We start from the raw sequence: 20,452 nt of genomic DNA, 5'->3' as shown, positions 1-20,452 counted from the left end.
ACCGATTTTCATAACGAACTGTGCCACGCGTTCCACGCGGGGCGCTTTAGCGTTTGCGCGTGAAATATGGACGGAGGATACGTGACTAGAAGGGTTAGCTATTCAATCAAGTGCGCTATGCGTTTAGTGGCAGTAATGGCCATGTACGCGGCTTTGCCTGCTTGGGCGCAGGACAACTCGGATCAGCCGAACCCAATGTATGCATCGGTCCATAGAAACTCAAATGCCAAAATGACAACCGGGGGGAGCGAGTTTGGTGATCAGATCAGCATGCAGACTGGGACAATATCGTTCAACGTTGTTGATGTGTCTCTGCCCGGGAACAATCGTCTTCCTGTGGAGTTCAGGCGCCGTAAGGTTGAAATCTTAAAGGGAACGACGCAAGGGGCATACCAAAATTCCATGGTGGATTGGGAAATAGATCTTCCGAGGGTCTACGTGGTTCACGATTCTGTAATTGGTTGGGTCACTTCAGATAGCAGTGCGCCGAGGAAGAACTGCTCGGTTGCAGGAACGGCGCTGATCAAGCCGAATGAAGCGGGGGCGTTCCCAGCCGGCATTCAAACATATTGGAAGCCTCCGAGGGTCCACATTCCAGGAGGTGCAGACCTGGGGCTTCAGTACAACGTGAACAATATGGCCGCGCCAAGTGCTGGTGGCCCCTATTATTGGCTGACAAAAGATAACCACTATTTTTCATGCATCCCAACTTTGAAAAACTCAGGTGGAACAACTGCCCAAGAGATTCAGCGGGGAAGTTCGGAAGGGTTTTTAATGTTGGCGCCGGATGGCACGCGGTATTGGTTTGACTGGGTCGCCACCAGTGGCATTACCTACCATAGTGGGCCAACTACATTTTTATCAAGCGCTGTCGATACATTCAATATGAGTGTTGCACAGATAGAGTTGTACGCAACTCGGGTAGAAGACAGATTCGGAAACTGGGTGACATACAGCTACTCCAACAAGAGCACGGGGTTGGTCAAGTTGGATGCTATCGAATCTAATGACGGCCGCCGTATTGACATTTCGTACGCAGACATCCCGTACGCAACTGACAAAGTTTCTTCTGTCTCGGCGAATGGACGGGTGTGGACGTACTTGTATGGACAGAGTCCAACTCCCTCTGGTTATTCGCCGTCTAGGCTTACGCAAGTTACGAATCCTGATGCAAGCAAGTGGTCTTATCACTACGGTAGCGTTAGACACGGCAGCGTCTACTACGCAGACATCGATTTCTATGGATGCAATGTATATCCGAACCTAGTGCCGGATCACACAATTGGCGCTGGAATGTACGAAAGATCGTATGCCGTGACGGCGCCGTCCGGCGCAACCGCCCTGTTTGGCGTGTCGCCATTGATTGTTGGCAGGTCGGCGGTTCCGAGACAATGCTATGCCATTGCGCGTGCGCCGGCTATGGGCGGCGGCGATTTCTACGAGAGCATTTTTCAGCCAATCAACCCGGTCGCGACTTCTGGGTTTGGCTTAACGTATAAGAAGGTGTCCGGTCCTGGCTTGGCAGACGCCATCTGGAAGTACACATACACATCGCAGTTGGGATTCTTGCCGTTCACCGGCGGCACGAACCAAGGAAAGGTGCTGAACCCAGATGGGTCCTATGAGATCCATACGTTCGGAAACGTGTTCAAGCAGAACGACGGATTGCTGCTAAGTGTCGATACCTATGACGCTGGCGGTGTCCTGCGCCGGCGAGTTGCCAACACTTACGAGCTTGGTCAGGGTAACGCTGCTTATCCAAAGGCGGTTGGCTTTGACCCTGAGTACCGAGGAGGCAGCTACGACGATGCGGTGCTGAGACCGTTGGTGCGATCGGATGTTATCCAGGATGGTGTTAAGTTCACCATGCAGGTGAATAGCCTGGACAGCCGAGGGCGTCCGACCAGCGTGACCAGATCAAGTGCTCCCGTGCCGTAATTGCGACGTGCTGCTTGGTGACTGTCATTGGAATTCTTGGGGATAACAAATGGATAGGTTCCGAATCGCTGCGTTAGTCGGCGCGTTTGGTGCTGCATTGATGCCTGGCGCGGCCAGCGCGCAGACATACACGCGGACTGACGTCATCGTGTATCACGATAACACCAGCAAATGGGTGTTGGGGCAGGTGGCCTCGTCAACGAACACCAATACCGGTCTGGTCGAATACGCGACCACTTATGACGCGACCAGTGCGCTGCCGTTGCAGACGTACGCATTTGGCAAGCTGCAGCAGACGCTGACGTACAACGCGAACGGCAACGTCGCCACCGTCAAAGACGGCAACAACAATGTCACAACGTTGTCCAACTGGAAGCGGGGAATCCCGCAAACCGTCCAGCATCCGGCGACCCCCGAGGCAACATCGGGGGGTATCCAGTCTGCGGTTGTAGACAACAATGGCTGGATCACGTCCGTCACTGACGAGAACGGATTTGCGACCAACTACACCTACGATGCAATGGGGCGTCTGACGCGCATCATCTATCCGTTGGAGCCAACGGGTGCGTGGAATGACACAGTGCAGGCCTTCGAGCCCGTCGCTTCAAGTGAGTACGGAATTCCTGCAGGGCATTGGCGCCAGACCATCAGCACTGGCAACGGACGCAAGGTCACGTATTTCGATGCGCTGTGGCGCCCGCTGGTCACGCGTGAATACGACACTGCAGCAGAAGCGACGACCCAGCGCTTCCAGCGTTTCACATATGACCATGATGGTCGCGTGACCTTTGCCTCGTATCCAAGCGCCGTCAGCAATCCGACTACCGGGACCTGGTCCACCTATGACGCATTGGGGCGAAACACGCTCGATAAACAAGACTGGGAGGGGATTCCTCAGCTGGCCACTCAGACCGAGTATCTGACCGGCTTTCAGACACGCGTCACGCTGCCAAACAACATGAAGGTTGTTACGCAGTACATGGCATTTGATCGGCCGACGCAGGAATTCCCCACTGGAATGACGACCAACGCGAATACTGCGACGGAGATTTACAGGAACACCTTCGGCAAGGTAACAAGGGTCGCCAGGCGGAATCATGCTAACTCGTTGAGGTTGGATCGGTTCTTTACCTACAACAACTCGATGGAGTTGTGCCGTTCTGCTGAGCCTGAGACTGGTGTGTCTTTGATGGGGTATGACGCAGCTGGCAATCTCAGCTGGTCGGCATCTGGACTGCCTGCCACTTTCACAGGCTGTCATGCGACGGGGGTCGATACAGCGATCACTGTCCGGAAGGCGACGCGCACGTATGACGCGCGGAATCGTTTGAAGACGATTGCTTTCCCGGACTTGAATGCCAATCAGACGTGGAACTACACACCTGATGGGCTGCCGGCACAAGTGACTACAAGGAACACTGAGGGCGCTTCCAGCGTTGTCAACAGCTACGCATACAATCGTCGCCGATTGTTAAACCTAGAAACGCAAAACGACACCAACGAGTTTAGTCGTTCGATTGGCTATACATACAACCAGGGCGGGTACTTGTCTGCCCATACTTATCCGTCTAGCTTGCCTGTTGCGTATGCACCCAATGCCTTGGGGCAACCTACGCAGGCTGGGACATACGCAACTGGCGTGACGTATCACCCCAATGGCGCGATCAAACAGTTCACGTATGGCAATGGCATCGTTCATACGCTAACGCAGAACGCACGGGGACTGCCCGACACAAGTTGCGACTACTACGGTACATGTAATGCGTCGGCCGTATTGAACGACGGCTACGATTACGATGGCAATGCCAATGTGGCCGCGATCAGTGATGGTCGGACTGGTAATCGTGGCAATCGGACGATGAACTATGACGCGCTGGATCGGTTGACGGGTACTGTGTCGCCGATGTTCGGGACCGCGACGTATACATATGATGTATTGGATAACTTGACCCGAGTGCAGGTAGGCGCTACTGCGAACCTGGCAGCACGTGATCATCACTATTGCTATGACAGCGCATGGCGCTTGACTAACGTCAAGACCAGCAGTTGCACGACGGGAGCCACCGTCACTGGGCTGGGCTATGACGTGCAGGGCAACCTGGCGAACAAGAATGGGCTTGCCTATACGTTCGATTACGGCAATCGTTTGCGGCTGGTCATGCAGGGGTCCACGTGGGTCGAGAGTTATCGTTATGATGCCCACGGGCGCCGTGTGCGTTCGTTCCATTCAGGTGGGGTGCTGCGGTCCGTTTATGGGCAGGATGGCGCTTTGCGGTTCCAGCGTAACGAGCGGACCGGCAAGGATGTCGACCATATCTTGTTGAACGGCAGCCTGGTGGCTACCCGCGAAGTTCCGATTGCAGGTGGTACTGCCGTCGTCAAGTACCAGCACACCGATGCACTTGGTAGCCCGGTCGCGATCACTGATGCCGGTCGCGTTGTCGTCGAACGCAGCGAGTACGAACCTTACGGACGTGTCGGCAATCGTGCTGCCAGGGATGGTGTGGGCTACACAGGTCATGTAGAAGACGCTGCGACGAGCCTGACGTACATGCAGCAGCGGTATTACGATCCGCAGATTGGATTGTTCTTGTCTGTAGATCCGGTGACGGCGTACAGCAATCCGGTGGGGCAGTTCCATCGGTATCGGTATGCCAACAACAATCCGTATAAGTTCACGGATCCGGATGGGCGGGCCGTGTCTTGCGACGAGAATCGCTGCACGGGTACAAGCCATTCAATTCTTGAGGTGGTGGTGGATTACGGCACGGTTGGTGTTTTCTATGCTCGAAGGTTGCTTGAGAATGCAATTTTCTCAGTGGCGAACGAGTCAGCTGAATCCGCCAGTCAAGATGCCGTTGACGCAATCATGGGAGGCACTGTTCCTGCTGATGGGCAAGCAGGGAGAGATGGGGTCAAGGTTGGTGAAGGTGGTGCGGCAGGCGCGGATGCTGCTATCGATACCGCACGGGGAGTTGAGGGCTCGAAAGTCTTGGTTGAGAACGACAAGACGACGGTAGTTCAGCTCCCAGATGGAAGAAAGGTTGAATCGCATACATCGACTAAGGGTGGACAGTATCAAGGAGATCGGACCGTCAAAATTCAAGATGCCGACGGAAAAGTTAGGGCTGAGAACATCATTCGGTATCCGGAGCAGAAGGAGCGATGAATGACCAGGTGTAACCCCTTTAGCATCTTTTTGGTGGAGCAGTGGCGGAAGAGCATTTTCCAACCTCAGATCTTCCCAGGCTTTCCGCTGAAGCCTGGAGGTTGGAAGGCTTTAGCTTTCAATCGTGATCGTCAGGGCAATACCCGTTTGCCGGAAGGTGTTTGGCGTCGACTCATAGATGAGATCAGAAGAACGTACAGGGAGGAATTTGCCTTCGTGGCATCGCCTGATCCCCTCACGGGTGGTGTGGTGATGGAGGTTGAGCAGCCATTCGTCGTTCGCTTGAATCTGGACGAAGTTCTCGCGCACTTTCTTCGCAGCGATAGGTACTTGCCAGAGTTCTTCATGGCTGGTGTTGGCCAAAAGTGGGCGGTATGGGGTGACTCAGATCTAACAGTTGTCGGGGGAGAGTCCTCGCTCTTGCTTTCAGTGATGAAGGAATTTGGTGGCGAGATGGGATCAGTTATGGCAATGACTAGCGACTTCGGATTGGATGATTCTTCGGCCAATCTTCCCATGCTCCGCTACGTGAATGATCTCGTCGCTGGCACAGTCAGCGATGGTTGAGCAGGGATTTAATGGGAAAACAGCGGTCAGGGTAGGCTTTCCTGATCGCCCATGAAGGCCGGCTTGGTGTGTCGTCTCGGTGCTATTGCCGGCGACAGTGCCTTCAGCTTTTTGTCACGCCCGGAGACGCCTGAGTCGATTCCGTCAATATTTGAGGTTTTCGTACTTGACAGCAGGGTCTTGATCTAAACCATACTCATGGTCGCGATGCGCCAGAAGCTGGGGAAGAGCATCTGGTGGCCCGATTCCGTCGTTGATGCCGCAGTCCGCTAGCCAGAATGAGTATGTCACGCTCGTTCAGTCGCCTTGCGTGCGGTTCTTCCAATCCGTTTGTAGCCCGTGTGGATGGAGTTAAGTATGGCAAGGATGTTGATTAAAGGGGCTGTTGTCGTTCTGGGTTTGTCTGTGCTCGCCAATGCTTGGGGGCAAGCAACACCAAAAGCCTATCTGCAATATCTTGCTGCGAAGCCGCCAAGCGACATCCCGCGAGTCAGTAACACTGACTTTGGTGATCAGTTCTCGCCACAGACCGGATCGCTCCAAATATTCGTCAATGATGTTTCTCTACCTGGAAACGATAAGTTGCCAGTGGAATTCTCTCGCGTAAAGCGCGACTTTGTCATTGATCCGACTGTCCCTCCTGATCCTAGTGACAGAAGGAAGGGAGTGATGCTTGATTGGGAGGTTGCCATCCCAAAGATAACGGTCTCGTATGATCTGGCGGATGGATGGACTACATCTGATCCTGGCAGAACAACCAAGAACTGTTCGGTTTCAAGCAAGTCCCGCATTCGGCCTGCAGAGAGTTACTGGGGCAAGGTGCGCATATATTGGGGCGCGCCAAGGGTTGATATCCCGGGTTCGGCCAGTCGTACGCTTCAATACAATGATAGCGTTTATCCGGCGCCTTCATCGGGCGGCCCGTACTTCTGGTTGACTAAAGACAATAGCTACTTTTCGTGTCTCTCGACCATCAAGAACAAGACCGGTGTGGAAGGCTTCTTGATGGTCAATCAAGAAGGAACAAAGTACTGGTTTGATTGGATGGCGTTGGATAGCAGGATTTATATAAGTCCGGGCGCTTGGATTTCAGAGGGTGGGATCCATGCCAGTGGCGACAATTTCAACAAGGGGCAGGTCTCCTTGTATGTATCAAAGATACAAGACGTGCATGGGAACACGGTTGAGTACACGTATAGCAATGGTCCCAATGATTCGATAGCGCCCACTTCGATCATCGCAAGTGATGGGAGAAGGATTGACGTTTCCTACGCTTCGGGAAGAATTTCATTGGTAACCTCCAATGGGAGGTCTTGGGCCTATCAATATTCCGGTGTTGTGGCGCCTGGTGTCCATGAGCCGGGAATGCTGTCTCTGGTAACTAATCCAGATAACAGCACATGGCAATATGCAGACCTGAATAATTACAAGTTCTATGCAATCAGGGGAGGGGGCTGCAATGGGTCATTCGACCCTCGGGACAGTGAGTACACAAATCCAGATTTCACCGCTGGCGCTGGATCGTACAGTAAAGGCTATTCGGTAAAGAATCCTTCGGGTGCAACGGCCATCTTTGGGTTGTCAAAGGTGATGTTCAGAAGATGGGATGTGCCTTTTGAGTGTTGGACGTTGAGCAATATTGTCGATGTTGATACTGGCGTTGCTCAGTATGTCTCACAAGAGCGTTTTTCGGTCTATATCGATGTTGTAGGGCTTACCTACAAAAAGATTTCCGGCCCAGGGCTTGCCGATCGCGTATGGAAGTATGGATATCGGACGAGTGGTGCGCCGAGCCCGAAGTTCACTGAGACAAAAATCGTCAACCCGGACGGGTCATACGAACTCCATGAGTATGGAAACACATTCAACTATGACGACGGACTGCTGTTGCAAACAAAGCGGTTCGCATCCGGGGCGATTTCGCCTCTGAGTAGAACGACGTACACATATGAACTGAGTGCGTCTGGATTCCCGAAGCGATTAGGATTTGACCCCACCGTGCGCGGGGAAAGTTACGACGATGCTTATCATCGGCCGCTGAAGAGTGTGACTGAATACCGGGATGGAGTCGGCTTCACTTGGAGTGCCGAACAGTTTGATGCTTTTGTACGTCCAGTGCGGATCACTAGAAGCAGTGCGCCTGCACCTTGACGGCATGGCCGGCAGTAGCCAGAAGTGCATCTGCGGCGAGCCATTCGGTATGACTATGCTGGTCAGTTTGCATCAGGTCGATGATCACAAGCGTGATGCGTTGTGGAGATCAATAGGACTCTTGGGGGCAACAAATGGATAGGCTGCGGATCACCGTGCTGGTTACGTCACTTGGCTTGGTGTCATTGTCCGGCTTGGTTAGCGCACAGACGTACACACGCACGGACGTCATCGTGTACCACGACAACACCAGCAAATGGGTGTTGGGACAGGTGGCGTCGTCGACGAACACCAATACGGGATTGGTCGAGTACGCGACTACCTATGATGCGACCAGTGCGCTGCCGCTGCAGACGTATGCGTTTGGCAAGCTACAGCAGACGTTGACGTACAACGCGAACGGTACCGTCGCGACGGTCAAGGACGGCAACAGCAACGTCACGGCGTTTTCTAGCTGGAAGCGGGGCATCCCGCAGATGATCCAGCATCCGGCGACCCCCGAGGCGACAGCGGGTGCAATCCAGTCTGCCGTCGCAGATAACAACGGTTGGATCACGTCCGTCACGGATGAAACAAGTTCAAAGACTTGTTATGAGTACGATCCGATGGGGCGGATCGCGAAGATCATCTATCCATCAGAGACTCAGGCAAACGTGTGTGATGCATCAAATTGGACTAATACGATAGTTCTGTTCGAGCAAATTTCCGTTGCGGAGTACGGGATTCCAGCGGGCCACTGGCGAAAGACAACTACGACCGGAACTGGTAGAAAATTGGTCTACTTTGATGCTTTATGGCGTCCATCCATCGTCCGAGAGGACGACACTAGCCAGATCACGGAAACACGTCGCTTGATTCGAAACACGTATGACCATGACGGTCGTTTGATCTTTACTTCTTACCCTGTTGCAGATGGAACTCCTCCTAACATCGGTATGCATACTACGTACGACGCGCTTGGACGCGTGCAGATCGTCAGGCAGGATTGGGAAGGAACCGGGCAGCTGACGACGACGACCTCCTACCTGCCTGGATTCAAATTGCAGGTCACAAACCCCCGTGGATTTCAGACGACAACCGAATACATGGCCTATGACCGACCCGTCACGGAATGGCCGATCCGAGTCACGGCTCCTGGAGGTGGTGTCACAGACATCAGTCGAGACGTATTTGGCAAGCCACGTGAATTGATGCGGTCTGGGCCGAATTAGTGTGCCGAGGTCGTGCATGAATCGCACGGTACCGTTCATTAAGATTTGGGGTGGTTATGCAAAAGATGTCGAGATGGAAAGCGGTGGTAGTTGTGCTGTGCTCGCTTCTTACAGCGTCCGTGCATGCGCAAATCCGAGGTTACGTAGACGGGACCTTTCCTGATGGATCAGGAGGGTTCTTCGTGCGTGGGTGGGCCTGTCAAGCAGGCCACGCTCCCTCAATCAATGTGCACGTATATGTTGGGGGGGCTGTTGGTAGTGGCACCTATGTAGGTGCCGCTACAGCGAATCTGGCAAGTGAGGCAGCTGTCGCCACGGCATGTCAGACCACTGGGGCAGCTTATCGTTATATGTTTCCGTTGACTTCAACGGTTCGTCAAACACATGGTGGGAAATCGATTCATGTTCATGGCCTGTCACCCCTGGGAACCGGGAATCTCACGCTGACGAACTCGGGCGCCTATTTGGTGCCTCGCCCCTTAGCCGCAATTCGCCGATACACCTACAACGCGAATCAGGAGCTTTGTAAGGTCAATGAGCCTGAGACCGGTGTAAGCGTGATGGCTTACGACGGCGCAGGGAACTTGGCATGGTCTGCTGGAAGTCTGGCTTTGACCAGTCACAATAGTTGTAACGAGGGCAGCGTTCCGGCAGCGGCAAAAACAGTGCGGACCTATGATGCCCGTAATCGTCTTGCGACGCTTGCCTTCCCGGATGGTCAAGGCAGCCAAGCTTTGACGTACACGCCTGATGGGCTGCAGGCTTCGATTACTACTGAAAATGACGCTGGCGAGTTGCAGCGGACCACAAATAGCTACAGCTATAACCGAAGACGATTTCTCACTCGCGAGATCTTGCAGTTCGGGTCTGTTTTCACCTGGCCTGTTTACTATGCGTACAACGTTAATGGCCATCTGTCTTCGCTGTCGTGGCATGGTCTAGATGTGAACTACGCCCCTAACGCGTTGGGTCAACCAACCCAAGCGGGCACCTATGCAACAGGAGTGGCATATCACCCCAATGGGGGGGTCAAGGAGTTCAGCTACGGCAACGGAATCAAACACAGTGTGACCCAGAATGCTCGGGGCTTGCCCGACACAAGTTGCGACTTCTACGGAACTTGCACGTCCAGCGCGATTCTGAATGATGGCTATGACTATGACCAGGTCGGCAACGTGGCTGCGATCAGCGATGGCCGTACGGGAGGGCGCGGCAATCGTTCCATGACGTATGACAGTTTGGATCGATTGACGCAGGTGGTCTCGCCAATGTTCGGGACGGCAACTTACGGCTATGACACGTTAGACAATTTGACCCGAGTGAAGCTGACCGGCGGCAATCAAGTTCGTGATCACTACTACTGCTACGACGGCTCCTGGCGACTGACTAACGTCAAGACAGGGAGTTGTGCGGGTGCGACAGTGATGGGGTTGGGTTACGACGCGCAGGGGAACCTTGCCAACAAGAACGGTCGGACGTACACCTTCGACTACGGCAACCGGCTGCGGAGCAACAGCGGCAGCCCGGGATCTAGTTACGCCTATGACGGGCACGGACGACGGGTGCTGGACCAGGTCGGCACTGGTCCGAAGTATACCCACTACCTGCAGGATGGCCGTCTGTCGATGACGGGAGACAATCGGGCGGGAAAGGTCGCGGAGTACGTGTACCTGCAAGGGAGCCTGGTGGCGATCCGGGAACGGGACGTTGTAACGAACGTCTACACGACAAAGTACCAGCACACCGATGCGCTCGGCAGCCCGTTAGCGATCACAGACCAGAGTCGGGCGGTGCTGGAGCGGACGGAGTATGAGCCTTACGGGTGGACGGCAAACAGGGTCGGAAGGGACGGTCCCGGCTACACCGGTCACGTGGAAGACGCTGCGACCAGCCTGACGTACATGCAGCAGCGCTACTACGATCCGCAGATTGGGCTGTTCTTGTCTGTTGACCCGGTGACGGCGTACAGCAATCCGGTGGGGCAGTTCCATCGGTATCGGTATGCGAACAACAATCCGTATAAGTTCACGGATCCTGATGGGCGGATAGCTGACATAGTTTTGGACATCGGATTTGCCGCATATAGCGCATACGTGCTGGCAAAGGATCCGAGTTGGACTAACTTGGCTGCACTTGGAGCAGACATTGGAGCGGCGGCTGTTCCTGGTGTTACTGGCGCTGGTGTCGCCGTGCGTGCGGGGGGCAGTGCCGCTGACGCTGTTAGAGCCGTCAACGGAGTGACTGACGCCACCAGGGCTGCGCGCCCCGCAGATGGGGCTGCAATGGGCACAGATGAGGCGCTAGACACAGCTTCTTCGTATCTTGGTGACGGCTACAAGCAAATCGCGGATGGTGTTTTCAGATCCGCTGATGGTACAAGGCAGGTTCGTATGACGAACTCTGACCTCGCGACCTCAAAGAATCATGCGGGCGCACCGCATATGAACTTTGAAGAGGGGGTTACTACGACGAAGCCGTCAGGAAGGCAGGTTTTTGACGCCGAACACAATAGTCATGTGTATCTTTCAGATGAGAATAGAAGATGAATGAAGAACTAGAACGGATCCAGGGAGAGGTTTCTATGCTAAGTGGAAAGGGAAGAGGGAAGTCGTTCATAGAGATTAGATCTAACGATGGAGAGGTAGTTATCAAGGCTAATGCGGAAGGATTTCTGTCAATAGCGAGTTCAGTATTGAAACTTGCCGCATCTGGAAAAGTTGGAAGTCATTTTGTTTTTGACTCAAGTTCCGGCGCGCATGAGGCTGACGTGGGGGTTATATTTTCGTACTCGGATGCGAGTTGGGATAATTAGACATTCGTTAATTGAATCTGATTCTGGACTGACCTCCTTCCGGTAATTTGGACCAGCCAGAAGTAGAGGATTCGGCGACACTCAGGCGCCAAGGAGGTCCGTCGCCATGAAGAGGTCGAGTTCACCTAAGAGCAGATTGCGATCGCCCTGAAGCAGGCCGAGAGCGGCACCACCGTGGAGAAGATCCTGTCGCAAGATGGGCATCAGCCAAGCCAGGCCTACGGTCCTTGCATTTGGGCGACTACGCGCTTCTGGGGGCGACACGCCTAAGCCACCCCGAAGCCGGCCCCGCACCCCGGACACCCCAGCCACACCCCATGCCAGCACCCACAAAAAACCCGCCAAGTGGGCGGGTTGTTGTAAGCGATTGATTCCCAAGGGGAGCCTGGTGGCTATGGGTGGACTCGAACCACCGACCCCAGCATTATGAGTGCTGTGCTCTAACCGGCTGAGCTACATAGCCGTAAACGGTGCCGGGCATGGATGGGCGCGGCGAACTGCGAATTTTCTAGGATGTGTGGCTTGAGGCCAAGTGTCGGGAAGCCGGCCTGAAGCCTGTGCTTGCGCTAATGGGGTAGCCACGGTTAGCTAAGGCGCTGGCAGGGAGTCGTGTTTGGCGGAGCCATGAAGCGGTTTCTCGGCTTAGATGAGCTGATAGCACAGATGCAGCCAGTGGCTCGGAACGTTCTGGCGCCGAATGCGGCACTATCAGTCAAACCACTAAAGCGAATTTCAAACCTCATTGCACATCGCTTCAGAAAATTCATCAATGGAATTGAGCTCCGGAAAGAACTCTCCGGTTTCATGGTCGTGACTCGCCCTAGGCTGCTCCTTTACGGACCCACTCTCGATAGGCCTCTGGATCGTATCGTGCTTCAGCCAAGAGAGCCGCCATGTTGTCGGTCATCCGTGCTTGAAGCGCATCGTCGTTCGACAATATTTCGTCAGCGTCTCGGAGAGCGCTTACCCGCCTGAGAGCACGTACTGCCATGAGTCCTTCGGTAGGCGCCTGATCCGGTACCCGAGCGAGGCGCATCGGATCCTCGCCCGGTACAACCGTAGGAGTAAACAGGAAGGCCAAAGACATCAGGTCCGGACTGGGGCCGTCGGCAACGCTGTAGCCGACTACGCTCTTCAGCCTGACATCAGTAGGAGCGTTTGCGAGCGCGATTCCGATGAGCCATTTGCAAAGCGCCGTAAGGAAGACTCTCAGGTGCCCATTATCGGTTCCACACGCTTCAGCAAGTGTCGCTTCGCAGCTGATGCCAAAGCGATTATCTGACTCGGTAGTGAAGTCCGCATGGTCTGCCAGATTTGCCCGATACTTCTCCAAGAATAACTCTAGAACGGCTCCGTCGATTGTGGGGCGGTCAGTTCGGGTGGTGAGGAATAGCAGCCAAGGCCGCGTGCGCCTCACTTGGATAGCACAAAGGCTGTTCACCGCATCGTAGTAAGTGGCGTTTAGCCTTGCAGGTGGGTGGGTGCCGAAGCCGTCGCAGAGGTCAATGTTTATTACATCAAACGGCCCGTGGCTCAGCGCTGCTTTTTGGGCAAGAGAGTTTCTCTGGCCAAGTAGCGTGAAGTCATCTCCACGAATCAACGAAAGTTCATGAACCAGTCTGGAGCGCTTAACTTCGTCCTCCGATATTGTCATCTCCTCGTGATCACGGCTATTCGGCTGTACTCCAGAGTTGAAGCCCAAGTAGCGCAGTTTCAGGTCTCTTGTGTCACAGATCATTTGCCTAATGCAACGGAGATCCAGCAAGTCAATGCCGGGTAGTCCCAGATAGCGAATCTCGCCGTGCTCTGGCGGGCTGGCGGTGACAAGCTGTTCGATCTCGTAGATCCACTGTTGCTCCCTAACCAGTTGCTTTCGGGGGCGGTGCCACGGGAGAAATGGTCGTGGTTCCGGTCGCTCGTGTGCTTCGTACACCAAGGCCGCGTCAAAGATCTCTTCAGCAATGCCCTCGCCGACGCTCTGCTCTCTGTTTTCCATGTCAGGCTCCTGCGGACTCGAGAATCTCAAAGATGGTCTTGAGCATTTGCTCCCGCGACCGTTGGTTCAACTTGTCCAGAAGACCGTAAGCAGCAAGTACCTGAGCAATAGCCTTCACCTTCTGTTCCGCAATAGTTCGTTGGTTGCGAGCATTAGCGGTGTTAGAGCGCTCCATTGGAGGGACTACTGCGGTCCTCGAGAACATGTAGGCTTCGGAGCCATCCGTGCGGAAATCAGAGGCCGCTTCAACGATCTGAATCTTTGGCGGCAGACTCAAATCATCATTAACGGTCTGCCACGCCTTGGCTGCGATCTTCTCAATACTGCTTAGCGCGGCCTCAGTCCTTGCAGCTTTTGTTACGTCAAGAACCTCGCTTGAAAGGCGCTTCTGCGCGGAAGCAAGCTGCCGCAGCGCGCCGTGGAGCCACTTTGTAATGAAGACGGCATGCGGGTGCGCGCTGTTAAACGACTCTCTATCAATGTTTAGTGCGCCATCAAGGCCTTGGTGCACATAGATCTCGCAAGTGATCTGCTTTAGTCGGCGGATCTCTTGAATCTGATATCTCATGAAGGTCGGATCAAACAGAGTTCCGCTTGATCCATGGATGCGGATCAAAGAGCCTTGGTGCTCTACTGGCGCGATCTTTGGTGACCAAAAAAGATAGGCTTCAAACGAAAGTGGGCCGCCACTGAGTTCCGCTTGAACCCTGCTGAAATCCTCGTGGCACTTCCCGACAAACACGAGGGGCATGGCCAGTGCTGCACTTGTCTCGGGAAGGAAGTCAAAGCTAATCGGGCGAGCCAGTTCGAGGCCGTCGATGGTTACCCTGAAGTTGTCCGAGTCATTGTCGGCAAGCTTCGCTCTTTCTCGGACCGTAGCGCCTTCTTGAGTGATCTCTGTTGCAGCTTCTCCCTTGTCGTTTGACAGCAGGAAAGTTCGTGTCCAAGTCGCAGAAGGTTTATCGAATAGATGGCCACCTACGTACGGAGCAGGTATCGAGAGTGATAGCTGCCAGACCATGCGCAGGTAGTAGTCAAAGATGTCCTCAAGTCTCGGATTTGGCACGCCCTCAGCAATCTGCTCCCACACCGACGCTACAAGCTTGCGGAAAGCCTCTGGAGGTGTATCCGAGGCCAACCAAGGAAGCGACTGATTTGTGCCATCGGAATCAGGATGAAAGAGGTTTCCTGAAGAGTCGACACGTCCAATGTGGAATCGCGGGGGGGCGATCTCCATGCCATCGGTTTCGTCAGACTTTTCAGCCTCTTCGATGGCTGACCAAATCTCCTGGGTGCGGAGAACTTCTCGCGCCTGTCGGCGGATGCTTGTCAATACGATTGTTGTGCCCGCGACATTCACATCAGAGGCGCGTTCACGCCAAATCGTGACCTTGCCTGATTCGTACTCTCCATCCGCCAATCTGGATCCTGCTGGATCATCGTCGCTGAACTGCCTGAGAACGACGGTTGCGATAGTCCGAAATGGATCATCCTTTGTCTTGGTGACAATCTGGAATGAGTGCGTTAACTGGGATACGGAGAAGAGGCCGATACCAATCTTGCCGATTAGCCTTCTGCCGCCCGGGCTTAGTAGTTGGTCCTCGTCGGAAGTCATGCCTAGAGACGCTCCTTTTGGCGTCCTTTTGGCGCTTCCACCAATGTTCTGGACAAGGTAAGCGAGGGCCTCTGGGGACATTCCGTGCCCGTCATCCTCTACGCTGATCCTTTGGAACCTTGGTGCATCCGTGTTGATCACGACACGGGTTGCGTCTGCGTCGTAGGCGTTGGATATGAGCTCTCGAAGTGCTGAGCCAGGTTGCCTGTAAATGCCGTCCGTGACTCGCGCGATAACGCGTTCATTCGTCTTGAGGGTTGTCTTGACGGTCTTCGAACTATCTACGCTGTCGCGAATGCTCGCAATCAACGCTGCAGTGTCATTGCTATCAGCTTCCGAACTGCTCATGGCTTGAACTCCATAGCCCTAGAGATAGCCTGCGCGATGCTTCTACCAAGCGGCGGAGGAACTGCGTTGGATACTTGGGTGACCTGCTCCGAGAGATTGCCTTCTAGGACGAAGTTGGATGGAAATCCTTGAAGTAGCATCGCTTCATACACGCTCAACCTGCGTTTTCCATTGGGGTGGATGTGAATCTCTCGGTTGCCGTATGCAACAGTTGGACTGGCGAAATCCCATTGAAGTCGCTTGAAGCTCCGACTCTCTGGGATCGTCTCGGACGGGTTAGAGAATCGATGCGACTTCGGCGCCATTGTCCAGTGATTTGGGTGGTATGGGATATCCGCTGGCTGGAGTCCTCGCTGAAAGAATGTCGGCCGAGGGAGTCCTTGCAGGACGTCTCGAACGGTTTTGGGGCCATTGTTGCGGCGCCGAAGTTTCAACTCGCTAGCGGGCGCCATCAATCCGGCCAGGATGACGCGCTTTCGATTCTGGGGGACACCAAAATCGAGGGCACATAGAGTCTTCTCCGAGATCTCGAAGCCGCAGGACTCGATTCCTTGGAGGATTGCCTGATACGCGGCTTTGTTCTTCTTGTCGCGAATGCCCAGCACGTTTTCAAAGACTAGGAACCGGACGTTGTATCGATGCTGGAGTTCCCGAACGATGCGTATGTAGAGGGCCGCCAACCCGTTGCGGGGGTCTGACGGCCCTGAACTATTGTTGGCCCGAGAGAAGCCTTGACATGGCGGACCGCCGATTACAGCTATGTCGCTGCCCATCGGGACTTTCGTCATCACCAACTCGACAAGGCCTTGTGCGCCCAGTGCGTTGAGGTCCGCGGCCTTTGAGAGCGTGCGCGGAAAGTTCTTCTTATGAGTACGGATGGCGGCCGTCGACGAATCGACGGCAACTGCGACCTTATAGCCCGCTTGTTTGAAGCCTAGGTCCAATCCACCAGCGCCGGCGAACAAGCTAACTACGATGGGCAAGCCTTCCGTGGTGGCTTTGGAGTCTTGGCATGAGTCGGCCTCTGAAGTGCTGACGCGCTCAGCCGTGCCAACGCCGTCCTTGAACATTTGATGGTCTCTTTAGTTTAATTCTCACAGCGGCGTGAGACTGTTCTTGTGGCCGCGTGTACTGTAACTGAAGCGTCCTCGTCTCTTCGAGTGGCTCAGCAGTAGAGTTTCGTGATGATTGTGCCATTGCCAAGCCAGCTGGTGATATGGCGACCCTTGATCGATTTGGCCTTTGGGTGGTTGTACCCGAGCAAGCGCTGTCGATGAGCCCAGAAAGGCCGTGAGTTAGTGACGCAAGATTGTCGATGGATTGTACGAAACGTCGCTTCAATCCACGGAGTTTGAGCAAATGTGATGCGGGCGTCCGGCCCAGAATCCACCGTCCTGTATGGAGTTCGCCACAACAAAGCCCCAATTCGGCGCGCCCGGGGTGGTGGTCCTGTGCGGCTTCTAGGACTTCCACCCCCACGGTTGCGGATCAACCGCATCGACGCCGAACGTCCGACCCTGGCATTTGTGATGCAAGGGGGGCCCGTATCAGATCGGCAGGAATCCCTTATCAATCAATCACTACCGGTTGTCTTCGGCAGGCTCGGCGCGCTCGTAAGTGGCCCTGAAGCCGGTGGCGAAGACCGAGTCTGGTGTGTCAAGACGACCATGAGCCGATCAAGCATTCTGGATGTGCGCCAGGCTGGCTGTATCACTGCCTGTTGCGCTCCAAGTGGCATCAGCGAGCAGGGCAGTGGTCAGTGTCGGACAGCGGTAGGCGCGCGCTGGTGACGAATGAGCTGATGTCGCCCTAACGATCAATTGTGCCCAATCCATCCAATCAAGCATGCCCTGCAACCCGGCGATGGCTAGCCCACCCTAGTCTTCCGAAGTTCGAACAATGCTGTGGCCATTCCTGCTGTAAAGGCCTTCGGGTGTTCCGTCGACACCGCATAGGCGCACTGAATACCCTTTGCCAAAGACATACCGATACACGTCTTCCACATCGTCCAGCTGAATCTGGTTCTCGACCTTGTTGGCACCGGTCTGTCCGACGGCGACCCGGTACGTCACGCGCCCGGTGTTGTTGTCGCGCAGCTTGTATGGGTACAGCCGTTCCCCGGATGTATGCTCAAACCAAAAGCGTCGGCTCAGTCTTTCGTCAAGTTCAGTCGGCATAGCCCGTTAGGCTCCGTTCCCTATGGGATCATCCCCGGGCGGCATCATACGGGATGGTGTGGTCTGGTCGCGACCTAGCGCCGCAACGCGTGGTCGCTACCACAGGCGATGCATTTCCGGTACGGCCCATATCGTCCATGGCGCTCCATGCCGAACATCCCACCACAGGTACATGTGTCTGCGCTTCCGATGTCCCATCGCCACAGACGCACGGTTGCGACCAGCCAGCACAGCACCGACAACCCAACTAGGGCATGGGGCAGCCATCGCAGTGTGGACGTCACTTGGGCTAGCAGCGCTGATTGTCCAAGCGTGCCAAGCCACCAGGTCACCAGCATTGCCCCGACCAGGAACGCCAGCGATGGCGCGTACAGCCGGAAGATCATCAAGTGCATGCGTGTCATTGTGGCCCCCTGTCCGATGTTGGTCAGGTTTGCCCGCTGTTGTCGCATGGGCTGAGACAGGCTGTGTTTGGATGTTGACTGACATCGCCGCAGGTGCAAAGCCAAACACCACGTGGCACTTCATACAAGGGGACAACAGCACGATCTACTTGCGGCAAGCTGTCGTTCCCGGCAAGGTTGGCGCAGCAAAGCCGCTTGTCAGGTTGTGGACACCATGCCGACGGTATGGGGTTTGGTAGGGGTTGGCATGGACATCAAAGCCGCAATATCCACGCCGAAGCATCAGGTGTAGAAGACGCTGTATGCGTTTCTGACGGGCTTGCTGATTCGGAGGTCGGCGTGTAACCGTAACGTTTGAGGGGGCTTCCTAACGCTGCTGGTGGCGTTTAAAACACATCCGGAAGTAGGGTTGCTGCTGTCACGTTGGAAGCTTAATCCCGGAATTAGAAATCCATCGGAATTGAATCTAAAACCCAATGCGTGCCCGCCAGGGCACGCATCATATCCCGACAGGGACGAGGGGCCAGAGGCCCCGATGTCACCGAGGGATATGGTCTTCCAAACGGTTGAAGCCATACCGGAAGTGTCACGAAGTCTAGCTTTTTATAAAAGCTATTAAAGCTTAAAAGCATTAGACATCGTGACACCTTGCCAGCGTCGGACTACACATCCGGTTCGCATCCCGGGTCCCGTTCCGGATTCAGACCCACCCCATGTTCCGGTTCGTCCCCACCACCGGGTGCTGCCTTGGTTGCTGCCCGGTCATGCCGTTCGCGTTGCCGCTGCCTGCGCTTGCGTTCAGTGGCATCTTTGGCTGTTTCAGTTCGACGAGGATCTGCCGTTCCGTGTTTTGCGATCATCGCGGTATCAACGACGTGCTGCATATCCCTGCACGCTGATTGATGAGGGCACGTCGGGCAGTCCATTGCCGCGGGATGGTAAGTTCCAAAGCATCCAAGCAACGGGACTTCTTCAGGGCCCAATGGCACGGTATCTGGCCTGGTGATGTTTAACGACGAGTGGTTGGAAATCGCGACGTCAACCGTACGGTCGCTCAGATGCGACCTTGCGATGTCTTCGGGCAGCAGCTTCCTGGCCAGAATCAAGCTGCCCACCTTGAAGAAGTCGGGGAACTGCTTCGTCTTGCCGATCAGGTCCAGATGCGCCGCAATCTGGATAGGGTGTTCCCGGTAGTTTTCTGCGTAGAACATCGGGTGGATCGGGTCTTCAAAGTATGAAGTGTTCGAGTGGCGTCCCCCGTGCCGCTGGTACTCGTCGGATACGACCTGCAGTACTTTGCCGTGCCACATCTGATTGGGCATGGGGCAGCGCTTGTAGCCAGACCAAAGCCGGTACTTGAACGCCTGCCGCAAGTAGAACTCGTACGGGACCCCCAAATAGTCTGCGTGTTGCCTGGCATGCCAAAGCGCAATGATGTCGCTATCGGGCCAAAGCGACAGGTTCTTCCGTGGAGGTGCTTCGATCACCTTGCCGAAAGGGCTGGCGCTGTACTCCCGATACAGCTTGTCGAAGATGCGTGCGAAATGTTCGGTGCGCTCATAGGCTGATCGGAACCGATACGGCACAAACGCAGTGCCCATGAGTTCCGGCTCCTCGCGAAACGAGTCCTTGGGGACAATTGATCGGGCAAGCAACAGTTCAGCCCTGGCGATTTCATGTTTGTCACCGCTTGTGCGGCTGGCATCAACGTCTGTTTGCAGGTCTGCATACTGGTTGTCGATGTAGGCCTTGCGCTTGAATCCAGGATTGCGCAGGGCGATGCCGGGTGGATAAGCGTGCTTCCTGTTCTTGTGCCCCCGAGCTTTCTTGGCTTCCGATGGGGCGTTCTTGCTTTTCGCGCGATGCGGGGCGCGGGCTGGCTTCTTGATTGGCGCTGATGTCGGTTTTGGCGGATCGTGTGACATGACGTTGCTCGAATTTTGGGTGCGACTTGGCTACCGATGTGGTGTCACATCGGGTGGGGATAGGGTTTTGGGTGTGGGCAGACTTGCCCGATGACAGTCGACAGGCGCCTATCGACTACTGGTGTAGATCAAGATGATC

11 protein-coding genes and 1 tRNA gene are annotated in these 20,452 nt (G+C 54.9%); 6 read left to right on the top strand and 6 right to left on the bottom strand.

Annotated elements, in window-relative coordinates:
• Positions 1-141 precede the first annotated feature (141 nt).
• From ACYX7E_RS14790 to ACYX7E_RS14765, 6 genes are all read left to right on the top strand, one after another.
• The gene (locus ACYX7E_RS14790) at positions 142-1,938 is read left to right on the top strand and encodes a hypothetical protein (protein WP_462081356.1); all 1,797 of its coding nucleotides are present in this window, start codon (positions 142-144) and stop codon (positions 1,936-1,938) included.
• A gap of 49 nt (positions 1,939-1,987) precedes the next feature.
• Entirely contained in the window at positions 1,988-5,107 is a 3,120-nt protein-coding gene (locus ACYX7E_RS14785) for an RHS repeat domain-containing protein (protein ID WP_462081355.1), read from the top strand.
• Entirely contained in the window at positions 5,108-5,674 is a 567-nt protein-coding gene (locus ACYX7E_RS14780) for a hypothetical protein (protein WP_462081354.1), read from the top strand.
• A 357-nt stretch (positions 5,675-6,031) separates the two neighbouring features.
• Positions 6,032-7,825: a hypothetical protein gene (locus ACYX7E_RS14775; RefSeq protein ID WP_462081353.1), complete on the top strand. Its 1,794-nt coding sequence runs from the start codon at positions 6,032-6,034 to the stop codon at positions 7,823-7,825.
• A 233-nt stretch (positions 7,826-8,058) separates the two neighbouring features.
• Positions 8,059-9,036: a hypothetical protein gene (locus ACYX7E_RS14770; protein WP_462081352.1), complete on the top strand. Its 978-nt coding sequence runs from the start codon at positions 8,059-8,061 to the stop codon at positions 9,034-9,036.
• A gap of 560 nt (positions 9,037-9,596) precedes the next feature.
• Positions 9,597-11,582: an RHS repeat-associated core domain-containing protein gene (locus ACYX7E_RS14765; protein WP_462081351.1), complete on the top strand. Its 1,986-nt coding sequence runs from the start codon at positions 9,597-9,599 to the stop codon at positions 11,580-11,582.
• A 652-nt stretch (positions 11,583-12,234) separates the two neighbouring features.
• Here ACYX7E_RS14765 and ACYX7E_RS14760 read toward each other — a convergent pair.
• The 6 genes from ACYX7E_RS14760 to ACYX7E_RS14735 all read right to left on the bottom strand — a co-directional run bounded on the left by ACYX7E_RS14760 (position 12,235) and on the right by ACYX7E_RS14735 (position 20,313).
• Positions 12,235-12,311, bottom strand: a tRNA-Met gene (locus ACYX7E_RS14760).
• Positions 12,312-12,668: 357 nt separating this feature from the next.
• A complete protein-coding gene (locus tag ACYX7E_RS14755) occupies positions 12,669-13,844 on the bottom strand; it encodes a PP_RS20740 family protein (RefSeq protein ID WP_462081350.1) in 1,176 nt (391 codons plus the stop codon).
• Position 13,845: 1 nt separating this feature from the next.
• Complete coding sequence (locus tag ACYX7E_RS14750) at positions 13,846-15,807, bottom strand: ATP-binding protein (protein ID WP_462081349.1); 1,962 nt, start codon at positions 15,805-15,807, stop codon at positions 13,846-13,848.
• On the bottom strand, positions 15,804-16,877 hold the full coding sequence (locus ACYX7E_RS14745) for a DNA cytosine methyltransferase (protein ID WP_462081348.1): 1,074 nt from the start codon (positions 16,875-16,877) through the stop codon (positions 15,804-15,806). Before ACYX7E_RS14745 ends, ACYX7E_RS14750 begins: the two co-directional genes overlap by 4 nt.
• Before the next feature lie 807 nt (positions 16,878-17,684).
• Positions 17,685-17,984, bottom strand: a complete 300-nt coding sequence (locus tag ACYX7E_RS14740) for a hypothetical protein (RefSeq protein ID WP_462081347.1) — start codon at positions 17,982-17,984, stop codon at positions 17,685-17,687.
• Positions 17,985-19,050: 1,066 nt separating this feature from the next.
• Positions 19,051-20,313, bottom strand: a complete 1,263-nt coding sequence (locus tag ACYX7E_RS14735; protein WP_462081346.1) for a hypothetical protein — start codon at positions 20,311-20,313, stop codon at positions 19,051-19,053.
• Between the last annotated feature and the right edge of the window lie 139 nt (positions 20,314-20,452).

Source organism: Luteimonas sp. RIT-PG2_3 (genome assembly GCF_054902115.1).
Note: the sequence above shows the minus strand (reverse complement) of the source record. Positions and strands in the feature narration are given on the sequence as shown.